The sequence below is a fragment of the Pseudomonas sp. B13(2017) genome (assembly GCF_002113245.1).
In the GTDB taxonomy this organism is placed as follows: domain Bacteria; phylum Pseudomonadota; class Gammaproteobacteria; order Pseudomonadales; family Pseudomonadaceae; genus Aquipseudomonas; species Aquipseudomonas putida_Z.
Map to the genome: position 1 here is coordinate 73,804 of NZ_NEJX01000012.1, position 13,740 is coordinate 87,543.

Consider the following 13,740-nt stretch of genomic DNA (forward strand, 5'->3'; position numbering starts at 1 on the left):
CGAATGGGCCGCAAGGTCTTATCAGTTCTGCTCTGCCACGCTGGATTTGCCCTGGCGCGTCTCGATCTCGCCGATCAAGCGCTTGGCCAGTGCCGGGTAGTTTTCGTCGAAGTGGTGCCCCCCCGGCAGCTTCAGGCGTTCACCCACCGCAGTCTTGTCGGTGCAACCGCTCTCGTCGGTTTCTTCCACACCATACACGCACACCACCTTGGAGGCCGGCAGCCTGGCCATTTCCGGCCCGGTTGGCGCTTCCTGGCCTTCCTTGCCCAGCCAGCCTTCGACTTCGATCTCGAAGCTGCCGCTGCGGGCAAAGGCCAGCAGCATTACCGCGTCGATACGCTGCTGGTCCTCGGCCGGCAGGCGGTTGTAGATCGCCGGCAGCACGTCGGCACCGAACGAATAACCGGTCAGCACGAAGCGCTTGGTGCCCCATTTCTGCCGGTAGTGCTGCATCAGCTCGGACAGGTCGGCGGCGCTTTGTTCCGGGGTCTTGTGCTGCCAGTAGTAGCGCAGCGTATCGATGCCGACCACCGGGTAGCCAAGCTTGGCCATTTCCCCGGCCACGTCGCGGTCCAGGTCCCGCCAGCCGCCATCACCGGAAAGGAACAGGGTGACCGTGTCGGTGGTCTGCCCGGCTGGCACCTCGACCACCGGGATGGCCAGGGCGTTGCCGTCGTGGCCGACCAGGGCCTGGGTCAGCTGGGCCTTGAGCACTTGTGGCAGGTGAATGTCGTAGTCGCTGATGCTGGTTTCGGCATTGGCCTGGTCGCGCACGAAGGCGGCGCTGGCGTCATCCGGGTTGTCGTTCCAGGCGACGTTCCAGTGGCCGTGGGCGGCCGACTTTGGCAGCGCTGCCTGGCAGCCGGGCTGTTCCAGGCTGAAGTCCACGGAAATCGCCCGCGCCTTGTCGTTGTTCTGGCTGGCCAGCCAGCGCCACGCCTGAGAGGCGCCAGGGCCGATACCGGCGACCAGGGTCGGTTTCTCCGGCAGCTGGCCCATGGCCTGGTCCAAGGCCTGTTGCTGCTTGCTGCAGTCGTTGGGCGGCAGGATCACCTGCACCAGTTGCGCTTCGCCGGCCTGGGCCAGGTCCAGCAGCTGCCTGTCGGTCAGCGCCTGGTCCTGGGGTACACCGATGGCCACTCGGGCCTTGGGGTGCACGCCTGGGGTCACAAGGGTGATACGGGTGTCATTGATGCTCAGTTGTTCCAGGCGTGCCTCGGGGGCAGGACGGGTCCATAGCCAGAACGCCAGCGCGCCTCCCAGGGCGGCCAACAGCAGGGGAACCAGCAGGTACAGCCAAAAGCGTCGGGTCATCAACGTTTCACCAATCCAGTCAGGCCGCCTGCGATCAGGGCGGCGGTGTCGGCCAGTGCCACCAGCGGGTCGAGCCCGGCCGGCACGGCCATGTAGCGGGGTTCCCAGTCCGGTTGGAACTTGTCCTTGAAGCGTCGAAGCCCCTGGAAGTTGTACAGCTGCTCGCCACGGCGGAACACCATCGAGCCCAGGCGCTGGGTCAAGGGCGCGCCACGCCGCGGCTGCAGGCCGGAAAGCGGCACCATGCCCAGGCTGAAGCGGGCGTAGTCATGGCTTTTGTAGTGCAGGATCAGGCCGATCATCATGAATTCCATGGTCAGCTTCGGGGCCTCGGGGTGCGCACGCATCAGGTCGAGGCTGGCCAGTTCGTTGCCATGGGTTTCCAGCAGGTTGGCGAAAGCCACCGGGCGGCCCTGGAAGCGGATCAGGGCAATGCGAAAATGCCGCAGGTATTCAGGGCTGAAGCGCCCCAGCGAGAAGCCTTTCTCGCGCACGTTCTTGCCGCCAAGCCAGGCGTCGGAAATTTCCTTCAGCTCTGCCAGCGGGGCATGCCCGGGTTCGTGGATTTCCAGGCTCAAACCGTCACGGCCGCCACGGTTCCAGGTGTAGCGCAGGTCCTTCATCTCCTTGCCCTTGGCTTCGAGGTCGAAGCGGCGCAAGTCGACCCGGGCTTCTTCGCCCAGCTTCAGCGCGGTCAGGCCGATGTCCATGTAGAACGGCAGGTTCTCGGCGCGCACCTGATAGAACACCGGGCGGGCATGGTGCAGGTCGCACAGGTCGCGGAATTGCCAGATCATCTCGGCGCGCTCCTGGGCCGGGCCGATCGGGTCGTACAAGGCCACCAGGCTGCGGCCGCGACGGGCGTACATGAGGAAGGCGTTGTCGCGAGGGTGGAACAGCAGCGCCTTGTCGCCGGTCAGGGCCAGGCCGCCATCGGGCTGGTCGGAGGCCAGCAGAATGCGGTTGGCACGCAGCAGCTCTTCTTCGTCAGGCAGGTGGATCACCGGTGGTGCGGTGCGCAGCAGCCAGGTCAGGGCCACGGCCGCCAGCAGCACTGCGCTGCCCATGGCGGCGCGCAGGCCACGCGGGGCATCGGCATCGAGGGTGAACTGCCACCACAGCTGATGGCTGTAGGGCACATCCTGGTAGGCGAACAGCAACAACCACACCGATGCGCCGACCACACAGGCGCTGGCCACCAGAAACACCGGCGAGAATGGCAACTCGAGCAAACGGCTGGGGCGGTAGAAGGAACGGCGGAACAAGGCGAGCAGGGCGGCAGTGAGGGTCAGCAGGCAGGCCTCTTCCCAATCGAAGCCCTTGAGCAGCGACAGCAGGGCGCCGACCAGCAACAGCACGGTGGTCAGCAGCCAGGCGGCGGACAGGCGCCGGCGCAGGCCCTGGGCCAGCAGCAGGCACAGCACGCCGATCAGGCTGGCGCCGAAGTGCGAGGCGTCGATCAGGCGGTGCGGAACCAGGAAACCCATGTGCTCCAGGCGGGTGTCGATCTCGGGCGTGGCCCCGGAGAACAGCAGCACCACCCCGGACAGGAACACCAGGATCGACAGGATCGGCGCGGCCAGCCCGGAAGCGGCCTTGATAGCCTGTTGCGCGAACAGCAGGCGCCGGGCCTCGTTGGCCAGCAGCAGCACGCAGGCCAGCAGCAGCGGCAGCACCACGTAGATCAGCCTATACAGCAGCAGGGCCGCGGCCAGCGGCGCGGCGCCGAGTTGGTCGGCAAAAGCTGCCAGCAGGATCGCTTCGAATACCCCGACGCCGCCCGGTACGTGGCTGAGCACACCTGCGGCCAAGGCCAGCAGGTACACCAGCACAAAGGCACCGAACGGCGGTGCTTCGGGCAGCAGCAGGTACAGCACGGTGGCAGCAGCGGCAACATCCAGTGCGGTGATCAGCAATTGCAGGGCTGCCAGGCGTGCGCCAGGCAGGCGCAGTGTGCGGCGGCCCAGTTGTACCAGCAGGCTGTTGGCCAGTGGTTGCTCAGCCAGGCGCCGACGGTACAAGCCGAACACTAGCACGCTGCATACCAGCAGCACGGCTATTGCGACACCCGCCAGCAAGCCAGGCGCCAAACCCAGTGCGGCAGACGCCGCCGGCAGGTCGCTCAAGGTCGCCAAGGCGGCCAGGGGCGGCAGCGCGCAGCCCAGTGACAGGCTGGCAAAAACGGTCATCCGTGCAACTTCACCTGCGCCAACCCCCTGGCGTGCATACAGGCGGTAGCGCACCGAACCGCCCGAAAGCATCGACAGGCCGATGGCGTTGCCGATGGCAAAGGCGCTGAAACCGCCCAGCGCCAGGCTGCTCGCCGGCAGCTTCACGCCGGCATAGCGGCTGGCAGACCACTCGTAGCCCAGCAGGACAACGAAACCGAGCACGGTAGCCAGCAAGGCGCCAAGTAACGACTGGGGCGGGACGCTGAGCATGGCATCGTGCAAGGCATAGATGTCCAATTCGCTCAACAGGTGGCGGCAGGCGATCAAGGCCATGGTGAACAACACCAGGGTCACTACCAGGCCGATGGGCTGGCGGTAGCGGCTCAAGCGTTCGAGCAAGGGCAGGCGTTGCACCGCGCCGGGTAGCGCCGAGGCAAGCGGCACCGGGGGTTCGGGGTTGTGCGAAGTCATGGATTGCCCCGGGCTTGCAGCGCGAGGTGAGGGAAAGGTGTGGCCAAGTGAGAGTCCCTTAGGAAAACGTATCCAATGTTACTCCGGCCTCAAGCGCTTTCAGCGGCCTGGCAGGGTTAAAGATAGTTCATCCTGGGCACGACCTCTCAAGCCTGCGGGTTGGCTGGAGGGCGGGGGAATTGGGGGCGACGAAAAGCAGGAGGGGAAAAGCAACAAACCCCGCGCTGCTGTTACACAGGCGGGGTTTGTTCTGACGAATATGGTTGCGGGAGCCGGATTTGAACCGACGACCTTCGGGTTATGAGCCCGACGAGCTACCAGGCTGCTCCATCCCGCGTCAGTGGGGCGCATTCTACAGCTTTCAGAATGGGTGTCAAGCGCTAGTCATTGATTTTTTTGAAATTTCTTTCAACGCATTATTTGACGCAAAAGAAAAAGGCCACTGTGTGAACAGTGGCCTTTTCTCGAATCTGGTTGCGGGAGCCGGATTTGAACCGACGACCTTCGGGTTATGAGCCCGACGAGCTACCAGGCTGCTCCATCCCGCGCCTGTGAGATCGAATTCTACGGATTTACCCGTGGGTGTCAAGCTTTTTTCTGAAAAAACCTTTCCTGTTCAAACTCTTAGCGTTTGAATATAGCGCGCAGCTCAGGCGCGACGGGGCTTTCAGGCCGATTATCGACCAATGCCGGGCACAGGCTGCATGCCTCGAAGGCACATGCGATACTATCTGTATGAATTTACAGTGCTGACGGTCATCCATGTCCTTGCGCAAGATCATCCACGTCGACTGCGATTGCTTTTATGCCGCGATCGAAATGCGTGACGACCCGCGCCTGGCCGGGCGGCCCATGGCGGTGGGGGGCTCGGCCGACCACCGTGGGGTGATCGCCACCTGCAACTATGAAGCGCGTGCCTACGGCGTGCGTTCGGCCATGTCGTCGCGGCACGCCCTGAAGCTGTGCCCGGACCTGCTGATCGTCAAGCCGCGCTTCGAGGCCTACCGTGAGGCCTCGCGGGAAATCCACACGATCTTCCGCGACTACACCGAGTTGATCGAGCCACTGTCGCTGGACGAGGCCTACCTGGATGTGAGCGACAGCCAGTGGTATTCGGGCAGCGCCACGCGCATTGCCGAGGATATCCGCCGGCGCGTCGCCCGCACCCTGCATATCACTGTCTCAGCCGGTGTGGCGCCGAACAAGTTCCTGGCCAAGATCGCCAGTGACTGGCGCAAGCCCAATGGCCTGTTCGTGATTACTCCGGGCGAAGTGGAGGCGTTCGTCGCCGCCCTGCCGGTGGCCAGGCTGCACGGGGTAGGCAAGGTAACGGCAGACAAGCTGGCGCGGTTGGGTATCGAAACCTGCCTGGAATTGCGCGACTGGTCGCGCCTGGCGCTGGTGCGCGAGTTCGGCAGCTTTGGCGAGCGTTTGTGGGGGTTGGCGCGGGGTATCGATGAACGTGCGGTACACAATGACAGTCGCCGGCAGTCGGTCAGCGTGGAAAACACCTACGACACCGATCTGCCGGACCTGGCCAGTTGCCTGGCACGGCTGCCCGAGCTGCTGGAAAGCCTGAACGAGCGTATCGCCCGAATGGACAGCAGTTACCGACCGGAAAAGCCCTTCGTCAAGGTCAAGTTCCATGACTTCAGCCAGACCACCATGGAACAGGCGGGGGCGGGCAGGGACCTGGAGAGTTATCGACAATTGCTGGGGCAGGCGTTTGCCCGTGGTGGCAAACCGGTGCGCTTGCTGGGGGTAGGCGTGAGGTTGCGCGACTTGCGCGGGGCGCATGAGCAGCTGGAGCTGTTCCCGCCTCAATAAATGGCCTGGGCCTGGCTGCATGGCCCCCTGTGGGAGCGGCCTTGTGTCGCGAAAGGGCCGCGCAGCGGCCCCAGGATTTCAGCAGTGATGCATCAATTGTCGGGGCTGCTCTGCAGCCCTTTCGCGACACAAGGCCGCTCCCACAGGGGGGATGCGTTGCCGCAGCAGTTACTGCGCGCCCGGGTCGGCCACCAACCGGCCAGTGGCCTTGGTCAGCGACTGCAGAAACTCCTGCTGCAACTCCGGGTCGTTGCGGGTCAGTTCGATCAGGCTCTGTTCCATTTCACTGGCTTCCTCTTCCAGGCCCAGTTCGGACAAGCGCTTGACCCGGTGTACCCATTGGCCGACATCGTCATCTTCGAGGTCATCGAAGATCAGTTCATGGGCTTCGAGCAGCTTGTTGCGCAGGGTGGCGCTGACCAGCAGGCTGGCATCGCCACGTACCGCGTTGTCCTCGTCCAGCACCTGCAGGTGCAGGGTGCCGATGTGGTTGAGGTTCTGCTCGGAGAACGGGCTGTCGAGCAGGTTCAGGCGCAGCACGCCGTTCCTGTCGGTGGTCAGCTCGTGGGTCATCTTGCCGGCCTTGACCTCGACCAGGCGCTCGCTCCAGGGCACGCTGGTAGATTCCTCGCGCTTGCCTTTCTGTACTTCGCTGATCCCGGCCAGGTTCTGCTGGGCACGGCCGTTGGACGGCACGTTCATGAACGGGTTGAGCCCGTCCACGCCATAGCTGAGCCAGTCGTGGGTGATGCTTTCCGGCAGGTTGCCCAGGGCGAAGACATTGACCACATTGGCACCCACGCCTGCCACCACGGCCACCGCACCCAACGGGATCTCGTAGATTTCCCGCCAGGGTTGGTAAGGCGTGTAGCGGTCATAGCTGCGGGTGACTTCGAACTCGGTGACTTCGAAGCGCTTCTGCTCATGCACGCGCACACGTCGTTGCGGAAGCTCCATCACCTTCGGCTCGCCGACATCGATCTGCAGGGTGTGCTCGAGCAGTTTGCGCTCGACGCGCTCCTCATGGTCGCTGCGCTGGGACATCTGGTTGGCGCAGCCGCTGACGAGCAGGGCGCCGCACAGTGCGGCGCCCCCCAGGGGAAAGGTACTTCGCTTGAACATGATCACTCGTGCATTGGTTATCAGCGGCGAACGCGGGCCTGCAGGAAGGTCAGCACTTCATTGAGCGGCAACGACTGGGCGTCCTGCTCGGTGCGGTGCTTGTACTCCAGGTTGCCTTCGGCCAGGCCGCGATCGCTGACGACGATGCGGTGCGGGATGCCGATCAGCTCCATGTCGGCAAACTTGATGCCTGGGCTGGTCTTCTTGTCACGGTCGTCCAGCAGCACTTCGTAGCCGGCAGCAGTCAGCTCGGCGTACAGCTTGTCGGTCGCCTCGCGAACTACCTCGGTTTCGTAGCGCAGCGGTACCAGGGCGATCTGGAACGGGGCCAGTGCGTCGTTCCAGATGATGCCCTTGTCGTCGTAGCTCTGCTCGATGGCAGCGGCCACCACGCGGGACACACCGATGCCGTAGCAGCCCATGGACAGGGTTACCGGCTTGCCGTTCTCGCCCAGTACCTGGCACTTCAGCGCCTCGCTGTACTTGGTGCCGAGCTGGAAGATGTGGCCCACTTCGATGCCGCGCTTGATCACCAGGGTACCCTTGCCGTCCGGGCTCGGGTCGCCTTCGACCACGTTACGCAGGTCGGCGACCTGTGGGACCGGCAGGTCGCGCTCCCAGTTCACGCCGAAGTAGTGCTTGTCGTCGATGTTGGCGCCAATGCCGAAGTCGCTCATCAGGGCAACCGAACGGTCGATCACGCACTCCAGTGGCAGGTTCAGCGGGCCGAGCGAGCCGGCGCCGGCACCGATGGCCTCGCGCAGTTCGGCGTCGGTGGCCATGACCAGCGGGTCGGCAACCTGTTCCAGCTTGGCCGCCTTGATTTCGTTCAGCTCGTGGTCGCCACGTACTACCAGGGCAACCAGCTTGCCTTCCTCGGCACCGCGCACGATCAGGGTCTTGACGGTCTTCTCGATCGGCAGGCCGAAGTTTTCCACCAGCTGGGCGATGGTCTTGGCGTTCGGTGTGTCGACCAGGCGCAGTTCCTCGGTAGGGGCCGGGCGCACGGTTTCACGCGGGATGGCCTCGGCCTTCTCGATGTTGGCGGCGTAGTCGGAGCTGTCGCTGAAGATCACGTCGTCTTCGCCGGACTCGGCCAGTACGTGGAATTCGTGCGAGTAGCTGCCACCGATGGAGCCGGTGTCGGCCTGCACTGGGCGGAAGTCCAGGCCCAGGCGGGTGAACACGTTGCTGTACGCCTGGTGCATGCGGTCGTAGGTTTCCTGCAGGGAAGCCTGGTCGGCATGGAACGAGTAGGCGTCCTTCATGATGAACTCGCGGCCGCGCATCAGGCCGAAGCGCGGGCGGATCTCGTCACGGAACTTGGTCTGGATCTGGTACATGTTGAGCGGCAGCTGTTTATAGCTGGACAGCTCGTTGCGGGCCAGGTCGGTGATCACTTCTTCGTGGGTCGGGCCGACGCAGAAGTCGCGCTGGTGGCGGTCCTTCAGGCGCAGCAGCTCGGGGCCGTACTGTTCCCAGCGGCCGGATTCCTGCCACAGTTCGGCGGGCTGGATGCTGGGCATCAGCACTTCCAGGGCGCCGGCGGCGTTCATTTCCTCACGCACCACGGCCTCGACCTTGCGCATCACCCGCAAGCCCATCGGCAGCCAGGTGTACAGGCCGGAGGCCAGTTTGCGGATCATGCCGGCACGCAGCATGAGCTGATGGCTGATGACCACTGCGTCGGCAGGGGTTTCTTTCTGGGTGGCGAGCAAATATTGACTGGTGCGCATGGTGAGCCGTGTCGATTGCCTAAGACATTGAAATGACCCCGCATTGTACGGGGGCGAAACGAAGGCGTACAGGATGCCCCAGGGCGTGACGCTTGTCAGCCAAGAAAAAGCCCGGCGTGATCGCCGGGCTTTTTCAGGTGCGGGGCACTGCAAGCCAGGCTTACAGGATGCTCAGCGGGTACTCCACGATCAGGCGCAGTTCGTCGATCGATGGGGAATCGTAGTAGGTGCCATCGGAAGAACGGTAGGTGGCTTGACGCACGCGGAAGCTCAGGTCTTTCGCCGGGCCGCTCTGCAGCACGTACTTGATATCTACGTCGCGTTCCCATTCCTTGCCGTTGCTGGTGCCGGTGACGTTGGCATCGGTACCGCGTACATAACGGGTCATGAAGGTCAGGCCCGGGATGCCGTATTCGGCAAAGTTCAGGTCGTAGCGAGCCTGCCAGGATTTCTCGTCTTCGGCGTTGAAGTCGGAGCGGGCCACGGAGTTGGCCAGGAAGATGGTACCGCCACCGTCGATGCCATAACCATAGTCGCCGTCGCCGGTGACTTTCTGGTAGGCCAAGGTGAAGGTGTGAGCGCCGATGTTGTAGGCGCCCGACAGGCTGAATGCGCGGTTGTCCAGCTTGTCGCCATCGAATGCGCGGTACTCGGCCGAGCCTTCGCTCTTGGTGTCATAGATGTTGAAGTCGAACACCAGGCCCTGTTTGTCCGAGATCGGCAGTGCCCAGTTGACGTTGGCGTAGTATTTGCGCCAGTAGTCTTCAACCTTCGAGTAGTACAGGCTGGTGCTGAGGTTGTCGGTGAACGCGTAGGTACCACCTACCACGTTGGCTTCCTTCAGGCGGAAGCTGTCGCGGTTGGTCTGCTCCTGGGCGGTCAGGCTGGTGAAATGACCAGCGTGCAGGGTCAGGCCCTCGATCTCGTTGCTGGTGATCAGGGTGCCCTGGGCGATTTCCGGCAGCAGGCGGCTGTCGTCAGTGGCGAAGACCGGCAGAGCGGTGAACTGGTCACCCACTTTCAGTACGGTGTCGGAAATGCGGAATTTAACCGCGCCGCCGGCCTTGGAGTAGTCATCCTGCGAACGGCCGTCGGAGCCGGTCGGGAACAGGCCGGTGCCGGCGCGGCCCTTGCCGCTGTCCAGTTTCAGGCCGAGCATGCCGATGGCATCAACACCCACACCCACGGTGCCCTGGGTGAAGCCGGACTCGAAGGTGCCGAGGAAGCCCAGGCCGGTTTCTTCGCGACGGCTCTGGCCGCCTTCGTTGTTACGGAAGTCACGGCTGAAGTACAGCATGCGGGTCTTGACGTTCAGCTTGCTGTCTTCGATGAAACCTTTGGACTCGTCCTGGGAAGAGGCCAATGCCAACTGCGAGGTCCCTGCCGCAACGGCCAGGGCGATCATGCTCCACTTCATCACGCGCATCGTGATTTGCTCCTTTGGTTTTTAGGAAGAGTACCGCTGCGTCCAAGTGTTTTAGTTATATGGGGCAGCTCTTTCTTGTTATGTCGGCGAAAATGTATAGCACGCTGACTGTTGTTGGCGATATGGGTATAAACATCCTTTTCGGAACTTTTTCACCATGTCGCTTTTTGGTATTTCCATGTCGCAAATCACGCCCCGGTTTAAGGGCCGTGCAACACCAGCGCTGTTTCTTTCACCGTAACGAACCTGTAACTACCGATTCCGGTTGGGGAAACTCCCTGGTAACCAATGCCGCTGTTGTTATTTGTCGCGTACACCTGTCGATGCAGATGTCGTGCCGACTTGGCGTGAAAGGAATGCAACAAGCGTGCTCAAAATTCGCAACGCTTCATGAAATTTTCACAAAACCTGCTACCGGGGGTCGGAAAGTGCCGTAAACACGGGGCGGGAGCCGCCTGACGGGTTATTACAGTCAAGAATCATTAAAATTTGAAAAGCTGTCATGAAAGTCAATGTGTTACCGCAACTTGTTCATGCAGCGTCACCTTTGGGGTGGCAAGTGTGGTGCGAGGTGTACGGGCGGCCTCATTTTGGTGCGAAAAGTAGCGCTGTGTTACCGGGAACGTGCAGGGTATCCTTGCAGGCCTGTTTTCCGCGTGACGCGGGTTGGTTCTGCCTGAAGGAGATTTGCCGTGTTCGTCCTCGATTCGCGTTTGCAGCAGGATTCGCTGGTGCTGGGGGAATTTGCGCTGTGCCAGTTGCTGCTGAGCAAGGATGCCAACTATCCATGGTTCATCCTGGTGCCCAAGCGCGCCGGTATCAGCGAACTGTTCGAGCTCGATGCTGCGGAGCAGCAGCAGTTGTGGCAGGAAACCACCAGCCTGGCCGAAGCGCTGAAAGCCAGCTACGGCGCCGACAAGATGAACGTGGCCACCCTGGGCAATGTGGTCAGCCAGTTGCACATGCACGTGATCGTGCGCCAGCGCGACGACGCCGCCTGGCCGGCACCGGTGTGGGGCAAGTGCCCGGCGGTGGCCTACACCGACGACCAGGTGCAAGCCATTCGCCAGCGCCTGCGCGGGCTGCAGCTCGCCGGCTACCAGGAGGCCTGACATGTCGCTTGAATCGCGAGTGGTCGAACTGGAAACACGCCAGGCGTTCCAGGATGACACCATCCAGGCGCTGAATGACGTGGTGGTCGAGCAGGGGCGGGTGGTCGAGCGGCTGCAGTTGCAGATGGCCGAGCTGATCAAGCGTTACGAAGAGATGGTTGGCCAGTACGGGAGCGAAGGGGAAGAGGCGCCACCGCCTCATTATTGATACCTGAACCCCTGCAGGAGCGGGCATGCCCGCTCCTGCAGGGGCTAGTTTCTGCAAACAAGATCAGCGGCGGGTTACCGCAACCACATCCTCGGCCTGCAGGCCCTTGTCACGGTGCATCACGGAAAACTCCACGCGCTGGCCTTCCACCAGGATGCGGTGGCCTTCGCCGCGAATGGCGCGAAAGTGCACGAAGATATCATCGCCCGAGTCGCGGGAGATGAAGCCGAAGCCTTTGGACGTGTTGAACCACTTCACGGTACCGGTATCACGATTGCCGGCATCCTGCGCCGCGTGCTGGCTGGCGCGTGCCTTGCGCGGGATGCGGGCAAAGCCCACGGCCAGGTGCACGGCCACGGCCAGCGCCGCGCAGACCAGTGCGGCCAGGTTGCCCATTTCCGGGCGGGCCAGCAGTGTCAGGGTCTGCAGCACCACGGCCACCACCAGCAGGGCACAGGCCAGGTGCTGCAACTGCTGCCGCGCGCCGCGGTAGTACAGTGGCACGACCGGGGCCAGCACCAGGTTGAGCAGGCCGAGCAGGGCAAGGTAGACCGCGTCGGGTTGTTGCAGGAAGGGGGTCGCATCGGTTTTCAGGCTGGGTATGAGCGATAGCAGCAAGGCTGCCACGCCCGTCACCAGATGGACGATCTTGAACATGGGGTTGGCTCACAGTTGATAAGGCCGATCACAGGAAGAGCTGGCAGCACGGTGCGCATGAGGTGTAGAGCGCGAACACGTGGCAGGCCAGCCTATGCACCCGGCAATGACAATCCGCACGGGTGGCACCATGCCTATTTAACAGTAAAGCCGCAGGCTACTCAAACCGCAGGCCGCGACGGGCGATGTGTTGCGCCATGTCACATGCGGCGTGTACCAAGTGTTGCTACAGTGGTCGTCACCTGCTTGGGTCTCAAGCCTTATGGAAAGGGGAACTTCATGGCAATCGATATCGGTATCAGTGAAGAAGATCGCAAGTCCATCGTCGATGGATTGTCCCGCCTGTTGTCGGATACCTACGTGCTGTATCTGAAAACCCATAACTTCCACTGGAACGTCACCGGTCCGTCGTTCCGCACCCTGCACCTGATGTTCGAAGAGCAGTACAACGAACTGGCGCTGGCGGTCGACTCGATCGCCGAGCGCATTCGCGCCCTGGGCTTTCCGGCGCCGGGGGCCTATGCATTCTATGCGCGGCACTCCTCGATCAAGGAGGAAGAAGGGGTGCCGCCTGCCGACGAGATGATCCGCCAGCTGGTCCAGGGCCAGGAAGCCGTGGTGCGTACCGCTCGCAGCATCTTCCCGGTGGTGGACAAGGTCAGTGACGAGCCGACCGCCGACCTGCTGACCCAGCGCATGCAGGTGCACGAGAAAACCGCCTGGATGCTGCGGGTGCTGCTCGACGGCAAGTAATTGACCAGGGCTGTCACATGGCAATTTGAATGCAGCTTTCTTGTTCAAAATCCGAAAGCTTGCACAAACCTTGTGGGAGCGGGCATGCCCGCGAACACCGGCAAGGCCGGTGCCATCCACCGCGTCGCCTGCTTCGCGGGCTCGCCCGCTCCCACAGGTTTTCCGTCACGCTTACCCATCGAGTGTTTGTGCAGGAAGATTTTGCCGCTGCTTTAAGCTCGCCCATCAGCGCTTCATAGGCCACCTGGTACCTGTGACGAGGAAGTGTGGCGCATGATGCAAGCAAGCAAACGTGTGGCTGGCCAGGGGCGTTGGCCGGGTAAACAGTGCATCGACCCGTTCAAGGCGGATTTCGACATGTTGCAGACCCAGCCGGTGTCACGCTCGGTGCGGCTCAACGGCTTTTCCACCTGCCTGCGGCTGGAGGCCGTCTACTGGGGCATTCTGGAGCGCATCGCCGCGGCCAACCGCTGCTCGGTCAGCGCGGTGCTGTCCTACGTGGACCGCGAGGTGCATCTGCGCCAGGGCGGGGTGCGCAACTTCAGCGGGCTGATCCGGGTGATCTGTGTCGCCTGGCTGCAGGACCCGCCAAGTGTGCGCTGATCGCCTGGCGGGCTGCGCAGTGCTTGTTAACCATATATAATCCCGCTTTTTGCTGCCCCGGCAGCCAGCGTTGTGGTTGACGAGAGACACCCATGCCCCTTTATGACTATCAATGTGCATCCTGCGAGCACCGCATGGAAGTGCTGCAGAAGATCAGCGCCGCGCCGCTGACCGATTGCCCGGCCTGCCAGGCGCCGGCGCTGAAGAAGCTGCTGTCGGTGCCAGGCTTCCGCCTGAGCGGTAACGGTTGGTACGAAACCGACTTCAAGACCGGGGCGAAAAAGAATCTGGCAGGCGGCGACAAGGCCGACTGAGTTGAATGCTGTGACCGGGTCTTGCA

At 62.7% G+C, this 13,740-nt stretch carries 12 protein-coding genes and 2 tRNA genes; 6 read left to right on the plus strand and 8 right to left on the minus strand.

Annotated features, from left to right (window positions below; genetic code table 11):
- Positions 1-21: 21 nt before the first annotated feature.
- The 4 genes from CAG44_RS16540 to CAG44_RS16555 all read right to left on the minus strand — a co-directional run bounded on the left by CAG44_RS16540 (position 22) and on the right by CAG44_RS16555 (position 4,504).
- Positions 22-1,314, minus strand: a complete 1,293-nt coding sequence (locus tag CAG44_RS16540) for a virulence factor family protein (protein WP_085692551.1) — start codon at positions 1,312-1,314, stop codon at positions 22-24.
- Complete coding sequence (mprF, locus tag CAG44_RS16545; RefSeq protein WP_085692552.1) at positions 1,314-3,956, minus strand: bifunctional lysylphosphatidylglycerol flippase/synthetase MprF; 2,643 nt, start codon at positions 3,954-3,956, stop codon at positions 1,314-1,316. Before mprF ends, CAG44_RS16540 begins: the two co-directional genes overlap by 1 nt.
- A 260-nt stretch (positions 3,957-4,216) precedes the next feature.
- Positions 4,217-4,293 (minus strand) — tRNA-Met (locus CAG44_RS16550).
- Between the two features lie 134 nt (positions 4,294-4,427).
- A tRNA-Met gene (locus CAG44_RS16555) sits at positions 4,428-4,504 on the minus strand.
- A gap of 220 nt (positions 4,505-4,724) precedes the next feature.
- On the opposite strand from CAG44_RS16555, the gene dinB reads away from it, so the two are divergent.
- Positions 4,725-5,783 (plus strand): DNA polymerase IV, encoded by a 1,059-nt coding sequence (gene dinB, locus CAG44_RS16565; protein ID WP_170978906.1) that lies wholly within the window; start codon positions 4,725-4,727, stop codon positions 5,781-5,783.
- A gap of 168 nt (positions 5,784-5,951) precedes the next feature.
- Here dinB and CAG44_RS16570 read toward each other — a convergent pair whose 3' ends face one another.
- The 3 genes from CAG44_RS16570 to CAG44_RS16580 all read right to left on the minus strand — a co-directional run bounded on the left by CAG44_RS16570 (position 5,952) and on the right by CAG44_RS16580 (position 10,067).
- Positions 5,952-6,905 carry a hypothetical protein gene (locus CAG44_RS16570; RefSeq protein WP_023661807.1) on the minus strand — a complete coding sequence of 318 codons (954 nt, stop codon included), beginning with the start codon at positions 6,903-6,905 and terminating at the stop codon, positions 5,952-5,954.
- A gap of 20 nt (positions 6,906-6,925) precedes the next feature.
- Positions 6,926-8,641, minus strand: coding sequence for a proline--tRNA ligase (locus CAG44_RS16575; RefSeq protein ID WP_085590690.1), 1,716 nt, complete (start codon positions 8,639-8,641; stop codon positions 6,926-6,928).
- A gap of 160 nt (positions 8,642-8,801) precedes the next feature.
- The gene (locus tag CAG44_RS16580; protein ID WP_025340268.1) at positions 8,802-10,067 is read right to left on the minus strand and encodes an OprD family porin; all 1,266 of its coding nucleotides are present in this window, start codon (positions 10,065-10,067) and stop codon (positions 8,802-8,804) included.
- Between the two features lie 692 nt (positions 10,068-10,759).
- On the opposite strand from CAG44_RS16580, the gene CAG44_RS16585 reads away from it, so the two are divergent.
- Positions 10,760-11,179: an HIT domain-containing protein gene (locus CAG44_RS16585; protein WP_085692553.1), complete on the plus strand. Its 420-nt coding sequence runs from the start codon at positions 10,760-10,762 to the stop codon at positions 11,177-11,179.
- Between the two features lies 1 nt (position 11,180).
- Positions 11,181-11,387, plus strand: a complete 207-nt coding sequence (locus CAG44_RS16590) for a SlyX family protein (RefSeq protein ID WP_085692554.1) — start codon at positions 11,181-11,183, stop codon at positions 11,385-11,387.
- A 63-nt stretch (positions 11,388-11,450) separates the two neighbouring features.
- Here CAG44_RS16590 and CAG44_RS29230 read toward each other — a convergent pair whose 3' ends face one another.
- Positions 11,451-12,044 carry a cold shock domain-containing protein gene (locus CAG44_RS29230; RefSeq protein WP_025340265.1) on the minus strand — a complete coding sequence of 198 codons (594 nt, stop codon included), beginning with the start codon at positions 12,042-12,044 and terminating at the stop codon, positions 11,451-11,453.
- A gap of 279 nt (positions 12,045-12,323) precedes the next feature.
- On the opposite strand from CAG44_RS29230, the gene CAG44_RS16600 reads away from it, so the two are divergent.
- The 3 genes from CAG44_RS16600 (at position 12,324) to CAG44_RS16610 (ending at position 13,714) form a co-directional block, all read left to right on the plus strand.
- Positions 12,324-12,797, plus strand: coding sequence for a Dps family protein (locus CAG44_RS16600; protein ID WP_025340264.1), 474 nt, complete (start codon positions 12,324-12,326; stop codon positions 12,795-12,797).
- A 273-nt stretch (positions 12,798-13,070) separates the two neighbouring features.
- Positions 13,071-13,400, plus strand: a complete 330-nt coding sequence (locus CAG44_RS16605; RefSeq protein WP_085590686.1) for a ribbon-helix-helix domain-containing protein — start codon at positions 13,071-13,073, stop codon at positions 13,398-13,400.
- Between the two features lie 92 nt (positions 13,401-13,492).
- On the plus strand, positions 13,493-13,714 hold the full coding sequence (locus CAG44_RS16610; RefSeq protein ID WP_003254776.1) for an FmdB family zinc ribbon protein: 222 nt from the start codon (positions 13,493-13,495) through the stop codon (positions 13,712-13,714).
- Positions 13,715-13,740: the final 26 nt, after the last annotated feature.